This window comes from Methanothrix sp. (genome assembly GCF_030055635.1).
Lineage (GTDB): Archaea > Halobacteriota > Methanosarcinia > Methanotrichales > Methanotrichaceae > Methanothrix_B.
The window spans coordinates 12,547-32,417 of record NZ_JASFYM010000012.1 but is presented as its reverse complement, the minus strand read 5'-3'; the positions used below and the strand labels follow the sequence as shown (position 1 = coordinate 32,417).

Annotated in this window: 17 protein-coding genes; 7 read left to right on the top strand and 10 right to left on the bottom strand. The window is 55.4% G+C overall.

Translation table 11 applies throughout. The features are described 5' to 3' along the window. Positions 1–496: 496 nt before the first annotated feature. Positions 497–2,431: a biosynthetic arginine decarboxylase gene (gene speA / locus QFX31_RS06105; protein WP_348531231.1), complete on the top strand. Its 1,935-nt coding sequence runs from the start codon at positions 497–499 to the stop codon at positions 2,429–2,431. A gap of 363 nt (positions 2,432–2,794) precedes the next feature. Here the strand turns inward: speA and QFX31_RS06100 are convergent, their stop codons facing one another. From QFX31_RS06100 to QFX31_RS06090, 3 genes are all read right to left on the bottom strand, one after another. Further along, complete coding sequence (locus QFX31_RS06100) at positions 2,795–3,379, bottom strand: hypothetical protein (RefSeq protein ID WP_348531230.1); 585 nt, start codon at positions 3,377–3,379, stop codon at positions 2,795–2,797. A 276-nt stretch (positions 3,380–3,655) separates the two neighbouring features. Further along, positions 3,656–5,581, bottom strand: a complete 1,926-nt coding sequence (gene rqcH / locus QFX31_RS06095; RefSeq protein ID WP_348531229.1) for a ribosome rescue protein RqcH — start codon at positions 5,579–5,581, stop codon at positions 3,656–3,658. 224 nt (positions 5,582–5,805) lie between these two features. Further along, the gene (locus QFX31_RS06090) at positions 5,806–6,987 is read right to left on the bottom strand and encodes a homocitrate synthase family protein (RefSeq protein ID WP_348531228.1); all 1,182 of its coding nucleotides are present in this window, start codon (positions 6,985–6,987) and stop codon (positions 5,806–5,808) included. Positions 6,988–7,168: 181 nt separating this feature from the next. Here QFX31_RS06090 and QFX31_RS06085 point away from each other — a divergent pair, with 181 nt between their 5' ends. Continuing rightward, positions 7,169–7,333, top strand: a complete 165-nt coding sequence (locus QFX31_RS06085) for a hypothetical protein (RefSeq protein ID WP_348531227.1) — start codon at positions 7,169–7,171, stop codon at positions 7,331–7,333. Positions 7,334–7,471: 138 nt separating this feature from the next. Here QFX31_RS06085 and QFX31_RS06080 read toward each other — a convergent pair whose 3' ends face one another. Continuing rightward, positions 7,472–9,271, bottom strand: a complete 1,800-nt coding sequence (locus tag QFX31_RS06080; RefSeq protein WP_348531226.1) for a HAMP domain-containing sensor histidine kinase — start codon at positions 9,269–9,271, stop codon at positions 7,472–7,474. Positions 9,272–9,522: 251 nt separating this feature from the next. On the opposite strand from QFX31_RS06080, the gene QFX31_RS06075 reads away from it, so the two are divergent. Beyond that, positions 9,523–10,314 (top strand): methyltransferase domain-containing protein, encoded by a 792-nt coding sequence (locus QFX31_RS06075; protein WP_348531225.1) that lies wholly within the window; start codon positions 9,523–9,525, stop codon positions 10,312–10,314. A 44-nt stretch (positions 10,315–10,358) separates the two neighbouring features. On the opposite strand, the gene QFX31_RS06070 is transcribed toward QFX31_RS06075, so the two are convergent. The 4 genes from QFX31_RS06070 to QFX31_RS06055 form a co-directional block, all read right to left on the bottom strand. Next, positions 10,359–10,835: a small multi-drug export protein gene (locus QFX31_RS06070; protein WP_348531224.1), complete on the bottom strand. Its 477-nt coding sequence runs from the start codon at positions 10,833–10,835 to the stop codon at positions 10,359–10,361. Positions 10,836–11,013: 178 nt separating this feature from the next. Continuing rightward, positions 11,014–11,382: a hypothetical protein gene (locus QFX31_RS06065; protein ID WP_348531223.1), complete on the bottom strand. Its 369-nt coding sequence runs from the start codon at positions 11,380–11,382 to the stop codon at positions 11,014–11,016. 276 nt (positions 11,383–11,658) lie between these two features. Then, positions 11,659–12,066 carry a toprim domain-containing protein gene (locus QFX31_RS06060; RefSeq protein ID WP_348531222.1) on the bottom strand — a complete coding sequence of 136 codons (408 nt, stop codon included), beginning with the start codon at positions 12,064–12,066 and terminating at the stop codon, positions 11,659–11,661. A 5-nt stretch (positions 12,067–12,071) separates the two neighbouring features. Beyond that, positions 12,072–12,389 carry a DUF167 family protein gene (locus QFX31_RS06055; RefSeq protein WP_348531221.1) on the bottom strand — a complete coding sequence of 106 codons (318 nt, stop codon included), beginning with the start codon at positions 12,387–12,389 and terminating at the stop codon, positions 12,072–12,074. Between the two features lie 205 nt (positions 12,390–12,594). Here QFX31_RS06055 and QFX31_RS06050 point away from each other — a divergent pair, with 205 nt between their 5' ends. After that, a complete protein-coding gene (locus QFX31_RS06050; protein ID WP_348531220.1) occupies positions 12,595–13,950 on the top strand; it encodes a phosphoribosylaminoimidazolecarboxamide formyltransferase in 1,356 nt (451 codons plus the stop codon). Continuing rightward, positions 13,898–15,412 (top strand): NosD domain-containing protein, encoded by a 1,515-nt coding sequence (locus tag QFX31_RS06045; RefSeq protein ID WP_348531219.1) that lies wholly within the window; start codon positions 13,898–13,900, stop codon positions 15,410–15,412. The genes QFX31_RS06050 and QFX31_RS06045 overlap by 53 nt, the downstream gene beginning before the upstream one ends. Positions 15,413–15,570: 158 nt before the next feature. Here the strand turns inward: QFX31_RS06045 and QFX31_RS06040 are convergent, their stop codons facing one another. Together QFX31_RS06040 and QFX31_RS06035 are read right to left on the bottom strand one after the other, a co-directional pair. Next, positions 15,571–16,488 (bottom strand): phosphoribosylaminoimidazolesuccinocarboxamide synthase, encoded by a 918-nt coding sequence (locus QFX31_RS06040; RefSeq protein ID WP_348531218.1) that lies wholly within the window; start codon positions 16,486–16,488, stop codon positions 15,571–15,573. Between the two features lie 191 nt (positions 16,489–16,679). Then, the gene (locus tag QFX31_RS06035; protein WP_348531217.1) at positions 16,680–18,278 is read right to left on the bottom strand and encodes a glutamate synthase-related protein; all 1,599 of its coding nucleotides are present in this window, start codon (positions 18,276–18,278) and stop codon (positions 16,680–16,682) included. Positions 18,279–18,442: 164 nt separating this feature from the next. Here QFX31_RS06035 and hisH point away from each other — a divergent pair, with 164 nt between their 5' ends. Together hisH and hisF are read left to right on the top strand one after the other, a co-directional pair. Beyond that, on the top strand, positions 18,443–19,042 hold the full coding sequence (gene hisH / locus QFX31_RS06030) for an imidazole glycerol phosphate synthase subunit HisH (protein WP_348531216.1): 600 nt from the start codon (positions 18,443–18,445) through the stop codon (positions 19,040–19,042). Beyond that, complete coding sequence (hisF, locus tag QFX31_RS06025) at positions 19,036–19,854, top strand: imidazole glycerol phosphate synthase subunit HisF (RefSeq protein WP_348531215.1); 819 nt, start codon at positions 19,036–19,038, stop codon at positions 19,852–19,854. Before hisH ends, hisF begins: the two co-directional genes overlap by 7 nt. The last annotated feature ends 17 nt before the right edge of the window (positions 19,855–19,871 follow it).

Here is a 19,871-nt window from a genome sequence, read left to right as displayed (position 1 = left end):
TGCTCTGGATATTTATTTCTTTGGAGGTCTCATCCAAGCATAGAATACTCTGGCGAAAACCAGCAGCCTGGAGATATCACGACCGCGTCATGGGCTCGCATCACCGAACAATATGCCAACAGATCGATGCTCTTCGACACAATACCTCACAACTACTGCGAAGGCCCATGCTGATCCAATGATGCAACTACACAATACACGACCTCTGGATTTGTGATATCAGCTGAAGCACATTTAGACAGTTCTGATAGCACCTCTAATGCACCACGACCAGAAGCACGCAGCTCCTCTGCATTTCGAGGTCACATCTTTATATACCAGAACGCCCTCAACATCGACGCTCAAATGGACATTCGTATTTCCATGTACCGGTTGTGGGAGTGATCTGAGATGATTACCAATATCAGTCGGGGCAGTCCACCTGAGGGCTGGCTGAGGGGAAGGTGCAGAACAGGCAGCTGGTTCAAGAGGGTCAGATGCGATGGGGGCTCCGCGGATGTGGAAGGTTGACGACTCCATCGCCCTCTACGGGGTTCACGGCTGGGGCGACGGCTACTTCTCCATCAACGAGAAGGGCAACGTCGTCGTGATGCCGAACAAGAGCAGCGAATGCTGTGTCGATGTGATGGAGATAATCAGGAGCCTGGAGGCATCCGGGGAGAGCCTGCCTGTGCTTCTCAGATTCCCCCAGATAATCGAGTACAGGATCTGGGAGATCTACAGGGCATTTGCGGGCTCGATATCAGAGTTCGGCTACCAGGGAAGGTACCAGCCGGTATTTCCCATGAAGGTTAACCAGAGGAAGGAGGTCATAGAGTACATCCTGAATTACGGCAGGGAGATCAACATCGGGCTGGAGATAGGCACAAAGGCGGAGCTGCTCGCCGCTCTGACGCTCGATCTCCCTGAGGACTCGCTGCTTATCTGCAACGGATACAAGGATGACGACTTCCTCCGCCTGGCCCTGATGTTCTCGGACAGGCACAGGATAATAATAGTAGTGGACCTCTTCGAGGAGATCTTCAACATACTGAGGCTGGCCAAGAGCATGGGGGTGAGGCCTCTTCTGGGCATGAGGGTCAAGCTCTTCTCGAAGGGCAGCGGAAGATGGGCCGAGTCCGGCGGCGAGTCTGCCAAATTCGGTCTCTCGACTATCGAGTGCCTGGAGCTGCTGAAGATCCTGGAGGAGAACGGCCTTATCGATCGCCTCAGGATGATACACTTCCACATCGGGTCCCAGATCACCGATATACACAGAATAAAGCACGCGATGAACGAGGCCGCCAGGATCTACGCGAAGGTGAGAAAGGTCGCGGAGATAGAGTACTTCAACGTGGGAGGTGGCCTGAGCGTGGACTACGACGGCTCGAAGAGCTCCGGGCCCTCAAGCGCGAACTACACCCTGCGGGAGTACAGCAACGATATCGTCTACACCCTCCAGAAGATATGCGAGGAGGAGGGGGTGCCCTGCCCCACGATAGTCTCGGAGAGCGGCAGGGCGATAGCCGCCTATCATTCGTTCCTGGTCTTCAAGATAATCGGCAAGAAGAACTCCAAGGATGGGTTCGTGGCGTTCCCGCTTGAGGGGGATCCAATACAGATAGAGGATCTCTACTTCGCCTTCAAGAACATCAACCTCAAGAACTACAAGGAGTACTATCACGATGCCCTGCACTACAGGGATGAACTCCTGGACTCGTTCAACCTGGGCAACATCGGGCTCGAGGAGCGGGCGAAGGGAGAGATGCTCTTCTGGATGGTCTGCCAGAAGGCGGTGAGCCTCGCAAGACAGGCAGGCGACAACTCCGAGGAGTTCAGGGAGCTGAAGAAGCTCGTGGGGCAGAAGTACATAGGGAACTTCTCGCTCTTCCAGTCGGTCCCTGACATGTGGGGTGTGGGCCAGATCTTCCCGATCATGCCCCTTCACAGGCTCAGGGAGGTGCCATCAGAATCCGGGACGATAGCGGACATAACATGCGATTCGGATGGAGAGATCAAGAGCTTCGCAGGAGGCAAGGAGGCGATAGAGCTCCACAAGCTCAGCAGGGGCGAGGACTACTACATGGGCATATTCCTCCTGGGAGCCTACCAGGACACTCTCGGGGACTTCCACAACCTCCTCGGCTGCGTTACAGAGATCCATGTGCTCGTGGATGGCAGAAGCTGGAGAATATGCAAGCGCATACCAGGAGACACATGCGAGAAGCTCCTGAAGTTCTTCAACTACGACACAGACGCCTACATCAGGCGGCTCAGCGAGAGATGCGCAAGCGACCCGAAGCTCGGGGCGGTGCTTGAGGAGATCGGAAGGGCGCTCAGGACCACCACATACTTCAACTCCCCCTGCCTGGCCTCCGGGACCCGGGGTGAAACGCAGGAGTCGTGGGACAGGACAGCTCGCAGAGCTGTTCTCGAGACAGGTCGCATCTGAGGATCGGTCTGCCATCTCCCTGGCAGCCGCCCCCTCTTTCAGCCCTTTTTGACTCTTTTTTGAGACACGAATATGATGGGCGCGGTTTTGAGTGCGGTTCTTTCTGTGAGTAACCGGTCCCAGGAGCACCTCTATGAGATCCGGTGAACCTGCATTAGAGTAGCTCAGAGCAACTCAGGCAGATGCATGCGGATATCACAAACGCTTGTGTCCGGCAACCTGGAGGCCATGCAGGGAGGTTGCCGGAAGCACTCATTCAATCGCCACGAACGCATAGCAGCGCCACTATCTCTCCGAGCAGGTTATCAGATGGATAAGAGCGATCACAAATAATCCGCCTCTCATACAACGCAGCCGGGATGCTCAGGCGGCGCTCTCCTGGTACACCACACCCGGCCACGAGGAGGCATCAGCTCTGTATGCTGTGAAGGTGCCTGTCATCGGGCTTTTGCTCGAATCTATCTTGAGCCTGTAGATGGTGTATTCTGAGATGACATCGAGCTCAAGCGCACTCCCCCTGATGTCTCCTATCGCGGATACCTGCTGGGTCGAGCTGTTCTCGGATATGGTGCCATGGCCGAAGACAGTACTGTCAAGACGATAGAGGTGCAGCTCCAGGCTCTTCGATGTCAGGTCCTTCAGCACGAAGCTCAGCCTGCCGGAGATCTCCGGCGCCCTCCCCTCAATCACAGGCGCAGCGGAGGCTCCGGATGTGTTCTCAGTGGGCGCTTCTGTTACAGAGGCGCTGGACTCCTTTCTGGACTCCCAGAGCTTTCTGGAGCTCCTGGGGTCTGCGGGAAACCTCGGGTCGAAGACAGGCTTGACCTCGCCCCGCGAGGCGCTTATGTACTCATCGACTGAGGTCGATTCTGCCCTGTCGCTAAGAACAACGCATCCAAAAGCTGCCAGGATCGCAGCCGCGAGCATTAAAGACATCAGCTCTCTCATCCACAGAGAGATGATTGGACCAGATATTTTAAGCTGCACGATGCATTACTGGAGATCAGGTTAGGAGTGTATCTCCAGTTCTATGAGGAGATCGATCCAGTTTGTTCGATCAGCCGACATGACACCTTGAATCGGAATAAGAAGAGAAGTGCGAGCAAAAGCCGTTGTGGGATGTAGGAGGGAGGAAAAACAATCTCCGACTTTTGCCCAATCATCCTTACGGCTTTCGTCGAATATAAGTTTTTCGGTTAAGGCGATTGACGAGATACACGCTCCCTAAACGCCGAGCTCCTTAACATCGAACCGCCTGATTCTGGATCCGCCGGGAGGCAGGAATGCAACTATCCTATCAGGGGACGCGATCGCCTTCAGGTACCTCCTGTCCTCGCAGATATCGAGAAGCTGCCTGTAGATCATCTTCGCGAGATCGTCAGGCATGTACTCGCCCGGCTCGAGCTCGATCGCCTCTGGACTCCTGGATCTCACGGCCGAGACCGGCCCGCCTATTAGGGATCCATCGGCGATCGCCAGTGCAACCCCCAGGGGAACATCTCTCAGATACCTGCGCTCGCCGCGAATAACGAACGCCCCCTTCCGGAGGAACTCGCCGTGCTCAGGCGTCTTGGTGACCTGGTCACCTCTGACCACATAACAGTCACCCGATGCCACACCCTCCCTCCAGAGGTTGCTGTAGCTCACAGCGAACTGTGCTGCCTCTTTCACTGTACCCTCAGGCACCTCCCGTCCCTCTGTCTTTATCACCGTCAGCGGCGCTCCAGGGTAGTCTGTGTGCAGCGCGAGATCCCTCTTCTCCAGGTACTTGAGGTAGATCTCCTCGTTGCCATCCGCGTCCCTGCCCCCGATGACCAGAAATCCATCTGAGGAGAAGAACCACCTGAACCTCTCGAACCATCTCGGTTTCTGCCTTCTTCTCAAAGCTGGAGATTTTCTGCGCTCCTCTCCCCTCTGAAGAAGCTCTTCCGTCTTTCTCAGCGCCTCCTCTGCTCCTGCGGCCTTCTTCGCCAGCTCCTTAGCACGCTCATAGTACCTGCCCGCGTTCTGGGGCACTGTGAGACCTGCATTCAGCTCCAGAGCGAACCCATCAAGCTCGACGACCATCTCGCCGCTGTAATCCAGAGATTTTATGGCAGACTTTCCAGAGCTCCGTATCATCTCCCAGATATCGGTGTAGGATAACCCCTTCTCCCTCGCGCCTGCTATCGCCTTCAGAATCGAGTCGATCTCAGAGTAACGCTGGTATATGAGATCGCCCATCGAGGCCATCTGGATCTCCCTCGCTCTGAGCTCGTCGACCGCAGCCCTCTGGAGCTCCAGCCTCCTCTCAAGAGCGCTCGGCTTTGGCATCTCAGGCTCTGCCACGAAGAACTCATCGAGCGCATCGCTGAACCTCTCGAAGGATCTCGACTCGAGTCCCCTGTAGACCTCAAGCGGGAAGGGGATCACATCAAACGGCTCTCCGTCCTTGTAGACTATCTGAGGCCTGATCTCCCTGAGATCGAACACATCTCTCAGGGCAGAATGCACCCTTGCGATCTCGTCCTCTGAGAGATCAGCAGCAGGGGTATTCTTCTCCACCCCTGCCCTTAGGCAGACCTCCTCCCCGTACGTCCCGCCCATGTTGAGGTTGCGGACGAGTGCTCTCACAAGATCTGTATCTGAGCCGCGCAGGATCTCCTCCAGACGCTCGATCGATACGCTTCTCGGATCCTCCGCTCCAGCATGGTATGCATACTGCTCGCCGGCGATGAGCCTCCTGTCCCTGAAGCTCATCGGCCTGAGAGGGAGTATGATCCTCATATCTTCATCGAGAAGGAGTATGTTCCCCTTCGGGAAGAGCTCGACAACAAGACGATATATTCCGTCGGATCTCTCAACGCATATCTCCAGCACCCTGTCGAAGTCGTGCTGCTCAACGCTCACGATTCTTCCACCAGAGAGACGGGAGCGGAGCATCGCAGGGAACTGAGGAGGCGTCCTGCCCACAGCCCTCTCTCTCCTGGTCGCATGCGCCCTCCTTCCGGCCTCCAGGATGATATCGAGCCTCCCCTCGCGCGCCTGGACCGTTAGCCAGATAGCATCACCCGAGCTCTGGTATGCTTTGCCGAAGAACCCTCCGACTATCCGGGACTGGAGCTCAGCCGCGATCGCAGCCACGTCCACATTGCTCATCGCTTTCTTCATAGGACCTCCTGGATGCAGAGCAGCGAAACTCCCTCATGAAGGAGCAGTTGACGTAACTCCCCGCTGATGATGAGAAACCACGCGCTCAGAATGGCACCTGCAGAATATGATGTTCATTTTGCTGCAGTGTGAGTTCCTGTAAATCGATGCCAGACTTGCGAGCTTGACGATCTGTTTTGAATTTACAGAAAATCCGTTGTTCTGACTGTTCTGCATAACTCTCGCTACGGACCGTTGTACACAAACTCTATGTTGAGATCGAGGATCAGTCTCCTCAGCTCATCGCATGTTATCGGTCTCTTGAACTCGCTCGCTGTCTTCACCTTCTCAGCCAGTATGCAGAGATCCTTCTTCTCGAGGTCGTAGCCCATCTTCTTCGTGATGTACTTCAGAGCCTTGGCTCCTGTGTGCTTCCCTATGATGATTCTCCTCTCAGATCCCACCATCTCAGGGGAGTACAGCTCATAGGTCCTGGGCTCCTCGAGAACCGCGGCGACATGGATCCCGGATTCGTGGGCAAATGCGTTCTCTCCAACGACAGCCTTGTTCTTTGCGACCGGCACGCCTGAGTATCTCTCCACCACAGAGGAGATCGACTTGAGCCTGCCCAGATCATAGCGGTCTATGCCGTAGTGTAGGCGAAGGTTGACGAGCAGCTCCTCAAGCGGCGTGTTCCCGCTCCTCTCGCCGATGCCGTTGACAGTGGTGTGGAGCTGCTTCGCACCCGCCTCTGCACCGGCAAGGGTGTTCGCCAGCGCGAGGCCGAGATCGTCGTGGCAGTGAACGCATATCGGCACGCTCACGATCTTCCTGATCTCGCTGATCATGTAGTACATCGTTCTGGGGTTCATTATGCCGACTGTATCAGCCACGCTCACGTAATCTGCGTGATATTCCTCTGCCTTTTTGTAGAGCTTTTTGAGCGTGTTGAAATCGGTGCGTGTCGCATCCTCAGCTGAGAATCTCACTATGAGACCATGATCCTTTGCGTACTCGACCGTCTCCAGCGCGCACCTTATCGCCTCTGCGCATGTCATGTGCAGCTTGTACTTGAGGTGGAGATCGGAGGTCGCTATGAAGACGCTCACCATATCAACACCGCATTCGATTGCAGCATCGACATCAGACTGCCTGGACCTGGAGAGAGCAGATATCTTCGCGTTCAGGCCGAGGTTGCAGACCTCCTTCACCGCGTTCTTCTCGCTCTTCGAGACCACCGGAAATCCGGCCTCTATGATCTCGACGCCGATCTCGTCGAGCCTCTGGGCAATCTCAAGCTTCTCCTCGGGCTTGAACACGACCCCCGGCATCTGCTCGCCATCCCTCAGTGTAACATCGCATATCTCTATGTCCAGAGAGGGGGTGCCTGCCATCTCAAGAAACTGATTGACAGAGAAGTCGCTCATCCATCTCCGTTCTCAGCATCTTTTCTTAAATCTATTTCGCAGGAAAGAATGTTCCTGGATCGCCAAAATCAAGCTTTGCATCCGTTCAACACGGATGAAGAAAAGCTCGCATCACATGCCCTGACACAGGCCCGACGGCCCGAAAAGTATATTTAACGATTTTTGATGATATATCTCTGAGGTGATTGTCGTGTGCGCAGTTGGAGGCCCTCCGGACATGGGCGACCCAGAGTCGTTCTTCCCCACAGATTATGTCTGTCGCTCATGCGGCCACAAGTTCAAGGGGATTGGCGTCGGGCCGAAGTGCCCATCATGCCATTCTGAGAATGTCGAGAGGGTGAAGTAAGGCTGCTCTGGCCGAAATACTCAGGCATCGAGCTGCTGCTTAGAGCTGAATGGGCAGAGTTACCTGCACAGGAATTCTACGATACCACTCAACCTGCACTTCTGATCCAGCGGTCCATCTTTTAGTGCTGTGCTGTGCTCAGGTTTTCTCAGATAGCGGTAGCGTGAAGAACACTGTGCATCCCTTTCCGAGCTCTGACTCTATCCATATCCTGCCGCCATGAACCTCGATGATCCTTTTGACGATGGCCAGTCCGGCGCCAGTGCCCTCTGTCCTGTTATCCACCTTGTAGAAGAGCTCGAATATACGCTGATGGTTTTTGGGGTCTATCCCAATGCCGTTGTCTCTCACATAGAACACCGTTTCGCCGTCTCTCATGCATCCGATCTCTATCCTCGGATCGCTCTGGTCCCCCATGTACTTGGCGCTGTTCTCTATGAGATTGACGAGCGCCTCCACGGCTCTCATCCTGTCTACATGGACCACCGGCATGTCCTCTGCCACACTTACACTAACACCCCTGGACCTTATCCTCTCAGAGGTCTGCTCCAGCGCCTCCTTGACGATATCATAGAAAGGCACATCCTCAGGCGGGTTCATCATCCTGCCGATGCGGCTGAGCTCAAGCGTGTCCTGGAGCAGCCTGTCCATCTTCGTGATGGAGCTCTCTATAATCTCGAGATCCTTTCTGACCTTATCCCAGGCGCCCTTCTCGATATCATCCCTCAGAAACCCAAGAAAGCCGCTGACAGTGATCAGAGGCGATCTGAGGTCGTGTGAGACAGTGTATATGAACCTCTCCATCTCTGATGTCCTGGCCTCAAGCTCTTTTATGAGATGCTCCTTCTCACGCTCCGAGGCGATCCTCTGACGCAGCTCATGCTGTGCCGCCGCATAAAGCATCGTGTTCTCTTTGATCGCGATTACCTGCCTGATGACAATAAGCATTATTATCATCCCGACGCCTGCGGCGAGATGGTGCTGGCGGATGTAGAGATTGACATCCTCATGCTCCATGCTCCAGATCAGAAATGCATAGGCGAAGATAGCACATACGTATGGGAGGTAGAGGGGCCATGTGAACCCGGGGGAGGGGCGATCCGCGGATGCTCTCACCGGCACGCCGGCGGATTCCACCTGGAGCACTCCTGCAAGTCCTGCGAGTATGTAGCTGATCAGCCAGAAGCTGTCGCCGAGTGTTGCGGGCACATAGACCCCTCTAAGAGCCTCGATCATGAATATCGAGTCTGCCACTATCAGGAAGATCGCGCCTGCTGCCAGGAGCATTATGGGGCGCTGCGCAATGTGCTCTATTTTTCTGAAGATGAGCGCGATGAGGGCAAATGCAAGAACGAGATCCGCAACCGGGTACGCAACTGCGATCGCATTTGCAAGAGGATCTGATTCCTCAAGGGTTGCGACCGTGGGCGCGATGAGAAAGCTCCAGAAGATAAGGATGGCGAATATCGTCACAACGCCTGTGTCAAGAAGGGACTTGAGACGCTCGAAGGTGCTCTGATATGGTGCTGGTAGCAGAAGGATTCCTATGAGGAAAAGCAGGTAGTATGAGAGGTAAGGGCCATCTGCAATTGAGGGAAATGGAGTTTCCTTCAATCCGATCTCCAGGATGCTCCAGAGCACGTCCCCCAGGGCGTAGAGCACCTGCGCAACTGCGAAGAACGCCCATGCGATGTACATCCTCTCGTCCTGCGATCTCGTCGCTCTGGCAGCTCTGAAGAGCGAGAGCGCAGCAAGCCCGTTGACCACCGGAAAAATAATATCATCTACGATCACACGCTGCTGCTCCTGATCCTCGAGGTACAGAACGATAATGGATCTGACGATCAGGATCGCCGCACCAAGCATGAGGGCGCGGCGGAAGGTCAAAGAGCGGTGCGGTCCCCCACCCTCCTCAGATCCGTCATAACCCTGCTTCATGGCAAATCGAATACCGTGAACTCACTCTCCGGTTTTCGTTTCTGCCCCCCAAAATATGAAATTCCAGCATTCTATCTAAATCTTTTGCATCTTTGAGCACCTCTCCTGTCCCAGGAATCAGATCGGAGGCGAGCACAGAAATCGGGAGCACGTGGCCGAATATTCCCAGAGCTCATGTAGTCGAGAATTCCACAGGAAGCCAGCAGCTCAGCTCGCAGTGTATTTATCTGGATGATGGCTGAGGTTGGATCATGTATACATGGGAGCCGGAGGAGTACGAGAGGAGCTCCTCAGCCCAGCATGAATGGGCGTTGAGTGCGCTCTCCGAGCTGAGTATCAGAGGAGACGAGCGCATACTCGACATCGGGTGCGGGGATGGGAAGATCACCGCGCACATCTCACAGCTCGTGCCCGATGGATCTGTCCTGGGAATGGACATCTCCCCGGATATGATCTCCTTCGCAAGGCGCAGGCATTCGCCGGAGCGCTTCAGAAACCTGAGATTCGAGCAGGGAGACGCGCTTGATCTGCGCTTCCAGGAGGAGTTCGATATCGTGGTCTCATTCGCATGCCTCCACTGGATCAGAGATCATATCTCTGTGCTGAAGGGCATATGCAGAAGCCTTGTGCCCGGCGGCAGGATGCTCGTACAGTGCGGCGGTAAGGGAAACGCGGCTCAGCTCCTGGATATAACATCAGAGGTGATCCTGGAGGAGAGATTCGCTCCGTACTTCGAGGGCTTCGAGTTCCCGTACTTCTTCTACACCCCTGAGGACTACGAGCGGTGGGTTCCGGCGGCTGGCCTTCATCTCATGAGTGTGAAGCTCATACCCAAGGACATGGTTCACAGCGGGCGTGATGCGCTCGAGGGGTTCATCAGGTCCACCTGGCATCCCTACCTGCAGAGACTTCCTGCGGAGCTGCGCCCTCCACTCGTTAAGGAGATAGCAGACCGCTACGTCGATCGTTATTCATCTACGGACGGCATGATACACGTGAAAATGATGCGACTGCAGGCACTGGCTGAGAAGCGGCCGGAGTGAATAATTTCCGCCCGGAAAAATCAAATCATCTTTGCGCGCAGTTCTCAAATGAGAATCGTATGGCCAAGTGCGAACGCACCGGAGACTGCAGCCGTCACCACCACGCCTGCTATGAGCACACCCAGTGCTATCGAGAGGAATGCGGGGAGGAACCTGAATCCGAGGAGAAATGCAAGAACGCATCCGGTCCAGGCGCCGGTCATTGGCAGGGGGATGGCGACAAAGAGCATCAGGGCCACAAATCCGATGCCTTCTCTGCCATCGATGTATTTCCTTCTGGTTCTTGAGAAGAGCCACGTGAAGAACCTGTACCCAGGCGGGTATCTCATCAGGAAGGATGATACCGGGCCCAGAAACAGCAGCAGAGGCACCACAGGAACCAGATTGCCCAGGACAGAGATCGCGTATGCCTCCAGCGGCGGGTAGCCGTAAGCAATCGCCAGAGGGATCGCTCCGCGAAGCTCTGAGATGGGGGACATCGCCAGCAGCATCACCATCGCCCATCCCGGTATGTCAATCATGAAACCTCCAAGAGGCAGGCACGACTGAAACGCCAGCCTTCGTGCATTGGTGGACGACAAAGCTCTTCTGTCCTGATATCGAATAGCTCAAGGAGACACCAAGAATCGATTCCCGGAGAGCTTTCATGATGCATGTGGGATTGAGTGATGCGGGTCTCAATGACACGGGTACAGAGTATCATTTTCCCAGAGATCCCTTTATCTCGACCCTGAATACCTGCTCCTCCTTGGGCGAATAGACGGAGACGGTGAGATCGACTGGTATCTCTCCAAGCGATACGGTAACCGGAGCATCAGCTATCCTGAGACCTGCAGAGACGAGCTTCGCCAGGGACTCCGCAACGCTCGACAGCTCTCTGATATCTATGCCGATAGCCCCATTCACTGATACCGCTGCGGGCAAAGGCTCCCCATCGCTCGATATCCTCACTCCCAGAGATCCGTCCTTACCGCTTCCTGTGACCTTTGCGACTATGGGATACCTCTCGAGGCTCTCGTCGCCCTGCAGCCTGGCCTTCGCATCCGCATCGACTTTTATGGATACCATCATACCACCGCTCTGCTGTATGTGCAATCGATATAAAAGGATGGCTCACAGAGGGATCCCTTGACTGAAGCGGTGTGATGCATGAGAACAATCGATGTTCGGGCAGCGGGCACGGTTCATCTGGATCAGTTGCCCCATCGGATTCACGCGATTTTATGCCAGTAAACGCCCATGACATAAGTGACTCGAGACCATGAGCAGCTGGGCCTTCCAGCAGTGCAGGGATATCTCTTTTGCTCAGAATGGATCTTTCAGCATCGCATCCCCGATATCGCTCTACAGACCCTGGCTCTCCCGCGCTCTCTCCAGGAATATCCAGAGGCTTTCGACATCCTTTATCTCCTTTCTCACAAGAAGCTTGAGCCGCTTTCTGATCTCCGCATCGACCCTGACTCCTGTGGGACGCAGATACTCCTCCATCTTGTGGGCGATCTCCTCCCCACGCGCATCCCAGTCGGTCATCAGCACGATCTCGCTGTACGATCTCGCGGTCTCCTCCGCAAGCTCCAGGCAGGATCTCTGGGAGGACATCAGTATCGGGCCAGGTACACCAATCCTGCGAAGCGCATCTCTGTCGCGCGGCCCCTCGACGATGACCGCTGCGCCGCGACCTGATGCATCCAGAAGGGCCTCGATCTGCTCCTCGAGCGCCTCGAGATCGTAGCTTTTCTTGTGCGTTCTCATAGCATTCACCGGAGCGATCTCCTGAGAGCCGCCAGAACAGATTCGGCATCGATGCCTCTCATCAAAACCACCTTCCTGTGGCTCCTGTGGCCGCTCAGTATCTCGACATCGCCCTGCGAGATCCCAAAAGACCTGGCAATCTCCTGTATAAGCTGTCTGTTGGCCCGACCGTGGTCAGCCCTCTCCGTAAGCCTGATCTCGATGCTGCCCCTCCAGGCGTTGAAGCCAGCTGGGATCATAAGCGCCGGAGATCCCGGAAGAACATCGATATGCAGAACCACCCCATCAGGATGGCGCTCGACCGCATCATCCAGACTCTTCACGCCTGCATATTCGCAGCAGTGTGATAAAAAACTGACTCTAATGACGATTTCGGTCCGTTTTGCTGAAAAGGTGAATCTTTTCTCATATGATGTTAACTAATTTATTAATAATAACATTTGCAGTTACATAACATCAAATATATGTGACGTGGTGCCTCCGAGGGCAACCTTAAAATATTGCCGCTGCATTGCATGTCAAGGTTCCATGAAGCTCAGGCAAGCTGTGATCCCCGCCGGAGCCTCTGAACGGGCGAAGGAGATAGCAAGGGAGCTGCAGGAGCTCGGCTTGGATATCCTCACCCTTTCAAATCCGGCTTTTTCTCTGCCCAGCGACTGGTCTGGGAGTCTTCTCATCTACGACGAATCTGTGATCTCAAGCTCTAACGGACGATTGCTGATAAGATCTGCCATCCACGGCGGCGGCGCTGTTCTTGAATCCGAGGACAAAGAGATGCTCAGAGCCATTAGAAGAGATCTGAATCTAGCGGATGACGTAAAAAGGCTGGCTTCTGCCGCTGCACTCTACAGGTGCATAGCATTTGATGCCTCTGAGCTCTCCTCGCTCCAGTCAGACATGTACTGGCCCAGGTACAGCGTCAGCCTCTTCGAGAAGGTCCAGGATCTGAGATACGGGGAGAACTGGCACCAGAGGGCTGCACTCTACGCTAAACCAGGCGGCCTCGGCCTTTACAGGGCGGTCAAGCTCAACGGCAAGGAGATGTCCTACAACAACTTCGTGGATGCAGAGACCGTCCTGGAGATGCTCATAGACCTATCAGAGTACGATGGAGTTCCGACAAACAGACCGCTCGCAGTCATAGTGAAGCATGCGAACCCGTGTGGCGTTGCATATGGAAGGGATCTTGAGGAGGCATACAGGTGGGCGTTCGCCACAGATCCGAAGTCGGCGTTCGGCGGTGTGATCGGATTCAACATGAAGGTCGATCTCGCAACCGCGGAGGCGATAGGCGACAGCTTCGTCGAGGTCCTCATAGCGCCCGGATACGAGCCTGAAGCGCTTGATCTCCTCCGGCGCAACAAGCCGAACCGCAGGATACTGGATATCGGGGACATGCTACAGAGAAAGGAGGAGCTGTACAAGGGGCATGCATTCAGGAGCGTATTCGGCGGGATGATGCTCCAGGACTACGACAGGGGGGACATCCTTGAGTGGAGGGTTGTCACGCAGCGCTCTCCGACCCCGGAGGAGAACAGAGCGCTCAGGTTCGCCTGGAAGGTCACCAAGTACGTCAAGTCCAATGCGCTGGTTTACACCACTGCAGACCGGACGATAGGCATAGGCTCAGGCCAGGTCAGCAGAGTAGACTCTGCCAGATTCGGCGCTGAGAAGGCCGAGGAGCACGGTCTCGATACCAGGGGCACTGTGGCAGCGACCGACTCGTTCTTCCCGTTCCGCGACGGCCTTGACAGGGTTCACGAGGCAGGGGCGACGGCTGTCGTCCACCCGGGGGGATCGATAAGGGATAGGGAGGTAATCCAGGCGGCTGATGAGCATGGTATGGCCATGGTTTTCACGGGCATGCGCCACTTCAGGCACTGAGCGCATGTATGCTCTCAGGATCGCGATCATCCTGTCTCTTCTCTCATCTCCAGCCATGGCCGTACAGATCCCAGCGGGCCAGGATGTCCAGAGCGCGATAAACTCGGCTACCCCGGGAGACACGCTGATCCTGGAAGCTGGAGAGCACAGGCCGTTCGTTGTTGACAGGCCGCTGACGCTCATCGGATACGGCGCCTTCATACGCTCTGACGTCCAGTCTCCGGCGATAGCAGTTCGGTCCGATGGCGTGAGGATAGAGGGATTCTCGATAGCGGGGGTGAAGAGGCCATCTGAGGAGAAGTTCAAGTACTACATGGAGCGATATCAGGGAGGCGCTTCACGAGCATCAGGGACTTCAACCCACGCGGCATCTGCGGATCGCTACCTCAGGCTGGACCTGCCGAACGCAGCCGTTCTCGTGTTCGGTAGTAACGTGACGCTTAAGAACATAATCGTGAGGGATGCAGAGGTCGGGGTTTTCGCCGAGGACCTTCATGATCTTCTGATGGACAATTCCACATTCCAGAGCTGCAAGACCGGTGTGCTGATTCTGAGATCCTCGAACGTGAGCATCAGCAGCTCAGAGCTTACAGGGTGTGAGAAGGCTGGGCTGAACGCCTCGAACTCCAGGTTATTCGTTGTCAGAGAATGCAGGGCGATAAACAACACGCATGCAGGACTTTTCTTCAGAAACTGTGAGGATATCAATGTCATAGATAATATCCTGAGCAGGAACTCGGAGGGTCTGGTCTTCTGGGGCACTAACCACAGCTCTGCAACTGGAAACCAGGCAGATCTCAACTACTACGGGATCCTCCTGGCAGACTCGCACAACAACACGATATCCGGGAACATCCTCGTCAACAACAGGAGAAGCGAGATCGTGAGCGGGTTCGGGGTCGGCATGAGCATCCAGGCGAACAGCAGCTACAACCTGGTTTTCAGGAACACAGCATCGAACAACTACAACGGGCTGGAGATAACTGAGAACTGCCAGAGAAACGCCCTCTGCGCGAACAACATATCCAGGAACACACACGGCGTCAGGCTCGACAAGAACTGGAACAACCTGATCTACAGGAACAATTTCGTGGACAACGTGATAAGCGCTTATGACAACCAGACGAAGAGCATATGGAACACGACCGTGGGCAACCACTACAGCGATTACAGGGGATCTGATGAGGATGGAGATGGCATAGGAGATACGCCCTACACCATACCGAAGGGCAGCTCGATGGCCGCGGACTACAGACCGCTTGTGATGCCATTCACAGGAGATGTCGATCCGGAAGAGATCCTGAATGATGTAAGGCGATACGCTCGTTACGATCCGGAGGAGGGCAAAACCATCAGCGTCAACGAGACCGGAGCCGCAATAAGATATACAGCTCGCAGAGGCCCGCCGGTATTCGAGGAGAAGCGGGAGGTCGAGCGCCCGCCGTTCACGCCTGTGCTGTAAAATTTCCGGTGGCGATGCGATTTATCGGAGAGATGATCCCGATAAATTGCAATACGATCCTCGCAGAGATGCCTGGCGGAAATTAACATTTCCTCGAATTAATATTTGAGGAAACGGCCTCATAGGGGGCTGTTCCCTTCACATGCATCAAAAATCGATCATGCCCTTGCGGGCACGAACCTCTCGCCTGTGATCCTCTCGTACAGCTGGATGTATATCTCGCTCGTCCTTCGCACGATATCATCTGGCAGCGGTGGAATCTCTGGCTCCGGCATCTTCGCGCTCCGGGCCTGGTAGAGCATGTCCTTGTAGCCGATCTGCCTGTAGTACTTCCGCACGTACTCCTTGCTCAGATCGACGTACTCACCCTCCTCGTAAAGGGATTTATCCCAGAACCTGTCCTCATCCGCTGTTCCGTAGACATCGACCACCATGATCTCCCTGTTCTCATCGAACGCGAACTCCTTCTTCCCGTCCACGTGTATGAGTCCCCTGGGCTCAACGCATCTCATGATATCCTCATCTATCCTGATGATCATCTCCGTGATCTCCTCGAACTCCTGCGGGCTGAGCTTCGCCAGCTCCAGAGCCTCATCCCGGCTCAGAAGCCTGTCGGTCTTCTCCAGCTTGGTGGAGAGCTCTATGTACGGCTCTGGCAGCTGCTCCGCAAATGAGACCTTTCTCCCCCGTGGAAATCCGAGAGCCTCAGGCCCGATCTCCCCTGACTCGAGCCGGTCGAAGAGCGAGCCTGCGACATACCAGCGGCATATGAACTCCAGGGGTATCAGATGTCCTTTCGTCTCACGGGTTATGCGCTCCGGAGGCACGATGCTGACCTTTCTCACGATCATGCCAGCGGGCGGGAGGTATCTGATGAAATGGTTCCTTATGCCCATCCGCTCAGCCCGCCCGAACCAGAAGACGCCCTCCCTGCAGAGCGTCTCGCCCTTGTAAGGTATCTTTGTCGGTATGATCTTGTCGAACACAGAGATGCTATCCGTGAACTGGAACTCCAGCTCCGAGCCGAGATCGTAGGCCTCCTTCACCTTGCCCCTCATCAAAAGCTTGCGGTTCATCGCACTTAGATCTCACAGAGGTTTGATAACGCTTTTGCTGATCTGGGAGCGTGACGAATCCGCAGCCGCTCTGTCAAATTTCCTGTAGCGGCACGGTTGTGCCATGCGATCCTGCGAATGAGTGATTCCATCAGCAGAATCGCATGAGATCCACGCTGTCAAACGTATAAAAAAAGAACGCTGGGAGAAGCTCATTCTCCCATCCAGTCGAGTATCTCCAGCGCCTTGTCCCTGTATGCATCCATGACGTAGGGTATGCCGGATATCCTGGCAGCATCCTCTGTGAGCGCCATTAGATCCTTTCTCGATATGGAGGAGATGCTGAAGTTCCTCGAGCCGGCCATCAGCTGCTGCAGTCCCGTCTTGAACTTCTGGCAGTACGTGTAGATCGCGACAGCGCCAAGCGGTATGTTCTTGATCTCATCTCCGTACTTGGCCCTGAGCTCCTCATAGCTCACGAATATCTCCTCAGGCCGCTGACCGTACTTCGCAACCGTCTTGGGCAGATCCCCTGTCTCGAGCCACTTCTGGATGTTCTTCCCGACCATGCCCGGGATCATCAGGGCCCTTCCCATGCAGACCGCCTTCACATACGGGCTGCCCATGGCGATCGCCTTGAAGACGCCATCCTCTGTCGAGAATCCGCCTGCCATCGCTATATCCGGGACACGCATTCCACGCTTTGACAGCCGCTCGCAGAACTCGTACGCGAGGGCCTCCAGGTAGAACGTGGGTATCCCCCACTCGTTCATCATCGGCCAGGGGCTCATTCCGGTGCCGCCCGGAGCGCCGTCTATCGTGATCAGATCCAGGTGAGCCTCGGCGCCGAATCTTATGGCCATCGCGAGCTCGACCATGGAGTAAGCGCCTGTCTTCAGCGTGATCCGCTTGAATCCGAGATCTCTGAGACGGTCGACCTCTCTCAGGAAGCCGTCCTTTGTAACAAAGCCGAGACGCGAATGACGCTCGAACTCCTTTATTCCGCCCTCCTTGAATGCTGCCTGGACCGCCGGATCCTCAGGGTCTGGCTGCACCACGTAGCCCCTTCTCTTGAGCACCAGTGCGCGCTCCAGCGATGGCACTCTTATCTCGCCGCCGATGCACTTCGCGCCCTGACCCCACTTGAGCTCTATCGTCTCCAGGTTGTGCTTCGATGAGACATACTCGGCCACGCCCAGGCGCGTATCCTCGACGTTCATCTGCACTAGGATCTCGCCATAGCCCTCGTGGAACCTCTTGTAAGTCTCTATCCTCCTGTCCATCTCAGGAGACTTTTTGACCTTGTTGTCGCTTCCAAGCACAAGGTCCGGATCGACGCCGCAGACGTTCTCCCCGCAGACAAGCGTTATGCCGGATATGGCCGCGCCGATTGCGAAATGCTCCCAGTTCTTCCTGGCTATCTCGGTGGACCCGAGAGCACCCGTGAATATCGGCACTCTCATCCTCACCTTCCTGGTCCAGCCGTACTCTGTCTCAGTGTTGACATTCGGGAAGAGCGCGGTGTCCGGATCAGGCTCGACGCCCTCAGGGAGACCGTAAGCTCCGACAGCGTAACCCTGTATGTTCAGATGCGAGTAATCCACAGGATAGTTCTTGTCGGCTCCCGCAGTTATCTCTCCAAAAGGACCCGGATACAGCACCTCTCTTCCTCTGAACGATGAGAGCCAGGTCTCACAGCCGCCTCTGCATCCATCCACACACCTGCTGCATATTCCGGACATCGGGACGACATCCCGCGACCGGTTGAACGTCCCTGTAGCCTCATTGGCATTCGGCCTTCTAAGGTTCATTCCAAGACACCCTCTATTCAACAAATCTCTGCGATTTCAGAACACGGCTCGATGAGAGCCGACAGGATGCTTCCTGCCTTTGTCTATAAAAGCGTTTTCAAAAGCTATATTTACATGATGCAGGATACCATTTTCCGATCAGCGGAAAATAAGAAGGGCACTAGATGATAGCCATAGTCGACTACGGCATGGGCAATCTCTTCAGCATATACAACGCACTTCTGAAGGCAGGGGGAGATCCCGAGATAATGAGAGAGCCTGAGTTCAGGGACGCTGCGGGGATAATCATACCAGGTGTCGGCTCCTTCGGGAGGTGCATGGAGAGCCTTCGCAGATTTCAGAAGCCTCTGGAGGAGAGGATCGCCGAGGGCACGCCTGTGCTGGGGATATGCATAGGTATGCAGGTGATGATGGATGAGAGCGAGGAGAGTCCGGGGGCAAGGGGCTTCGGCTGGATCCCTGGAAGGGTCGTGCGGCTGCCTGAGGGCGTAACCGTGCCGCAGATGGGCTGGAACAGCCTGGAGATAAAGAGGCATCTGGAGCTGCTGGATGGCATATCCCCCGGAGATATGTTCTACTTCGTCCATTCGTACCACTGCATTCCATACGATCAGAGAGTGGCTGTGGCGACCACACTCTATGGCGTGGAGGTCGCAGCGGTTGTGGCGAAGGACAACATCTACGGAACGCAGTTCCATCCGGAAAAGTCAGGCCCGAAGGGTCTGAGGATACTGGAGAACTTCGTGAGGATGGTGAGATGCTAGCCCGCAGAATCATTCCGTGTCTGGATTGCGATCTCGGAGTTCCGGACGGCAGGGTTGTCAAGGGGATCGAGTTCAGGCAGATAAGATATGCAGGGGTTCCCTGGGAGCTGGCGACCCGCTACTACGAGGATGGCGCTGATGAGATCGTATTTCTGGATATCACGGCCTCCCACGAGCGGAGGGCGACGATGTTCGATGTCATCAGAAAGACATCAGAGCATGTTTTTGTGCCGCTGACAGTGGGTGGAGGGATCTCAAGCCTGGAGGACGCTCGGAAGGCCTTCAGCGCAGGTGCTGACAAGGTGACGGTGAACACAGCAGCACTCAGGAGGCCGGAGCTCATCAGGGAGATAGCAGAGAGCTACGGCAGCCAGGCGGTTGTGGTCGCGATCGATGCGAAGAGAAGGTATCAGGATCTGGATGGCAGAATCACCATAAACACCGAGAGCGGAAGGTGCTGGTTCGAGTGCTCGTATTATGGAGGCAGGCGATTCACTGGAGTCGATGCGCTCGCATGGGCGAGGCGTGTTGAGGAGCTCGGTGCGGGTGAGATACTGCTCACAAGCATGGATCGTGATGGCACATACGATGGATTCGATATCGAGCTCACAGAGGCGGTATCAAGAATGGTGAGGATACCTGTGATCGCATCAGGCGGATGCGCCAGCCCTGAGCACATGTACGAGGTGTTCAGGAGAACAGATGCATCTGCAGCGCTCGCTGCGAGCATATTCCACTTCAACCAGTGGAGCATACGGGATTGCAAGAGGTACCTCCACGAGCGCGGGATAAATGTGCGTATCACCGATTGAGGACCGGAGCATCGCTC

What these genes read in the sequence shown, in the direction of transcription:
- QFX31_RS06040 (WP_348531218.1), bottom strand. Translation starts at nt 16,488, where the DNA reads ATGAACCGCAAGCTTTTGATGAGGGGCAAGGTGAAGGAGGCCTACGAT.
- speA (WP_348531231.1), top strand. Translation starts at nt 497, where the DNA reads ATGTGGAAGGTTGACGACTCCATCGCCCTCTACGGGGTTCACGGCTGG.
- hisH (WP_348531216.1), top strand. Translation starts at nt 18,443, where the DNA reads ATGATAGCCATAGTCGACTACGGCATGGGCAATCTCTTCAGCATATAC.
- QFX31_RS06060 (WP_348531222.1), bottom strand. Translation starts at nt 12,066, where the DNA reads ATGAGAACGCACAAGAAAAGCTACGATCTCGAGGCGCTCGAGGAGCAG.
- QFX31_RS06080 (WP_348531226.1), bottom strand. Translation starts at nt 9,271, where the DNA reads ATGAAGCAGGGTTATGACGGATCTGAGGAGGGTGGGGGACCGCACCGC.
- QFX31_RS06035 (WP_348531217.1), bottom strand. Translation starts at nt 18,278, where the DNA reads ATGAACCTTAGAAGGCCGAATGCCAATGAGGCTACAGGGACGTTCAAC.
- QFX31_RS06045 (WP_348531219.1), top strand. Translation starts at nt 13,898, where the DNA reads ATGAGCATGGTATGGCCATGGTTTTCACGGGCATGCGCCACTTCAGGC.
- rqcH (WP_348531229.1), bottom strand. Translation starts at nt 5,581, where the DNA reads ATGAAGAAAGCGATGAGCAATGTGGACGTGGCTGCGATCGCGGCTGAG.
- hisF (WP_348531215.1), top strand. Translation starts at nt 19,036, where the DNA reads ATGCTAGCCCGCAGAATCATTCCGTGTCTGGATTGCGATCTCGGAGTT.
- QFX31_RS06065 (WP_348531223.1), bottom strand. Translation starts at nt 11,382, where the DNA reads ATGGTATCCATAAAAGTCGATGCGGATGCGAAGGCCAGGCTGCAGGGC.
- QFX31_RS06050 (WP_348531220.1), top strand. Translation starts at nt 12,595, where the DNA reads ATGAAGCTCAGGCAAGCTGTGATCCCCGCCGGAGCCTCTGAACGGGCG.
- QFX31_RS06075 (WP_348531225.1), top strand. Translation starts at nt 9,523, where the DNA reads ATGTATACATGGGAGCCGGAGGAGTACGAGAGGAGCTCCTCAGCCCAG.
- QFX31_RS06090 (WP_348531228.1), bottom strand. Translation starts at nt 6,987, where the DNA reads ATGAGCGACTTCTCTGTCAATCAGTTTCTTGAGATGGCAGGCACCCCC.
- QFX31_RS06070 (WP_348531224.1), bottom strand. Translation starts at nt 10,835, where the DNA reads ATGATTGACATACCGGGATGGGCGATGGTGATGCTGCTGGCGATGTCC.
- QFX31_RS06100 (WP_348531230.1), bottom strand. Translation starts at nt 3,379, where the DNA reads ATGAGAGAGCTGATGTCTTTAATGCTCGCGGCTGCGATCCTGGCAGCT.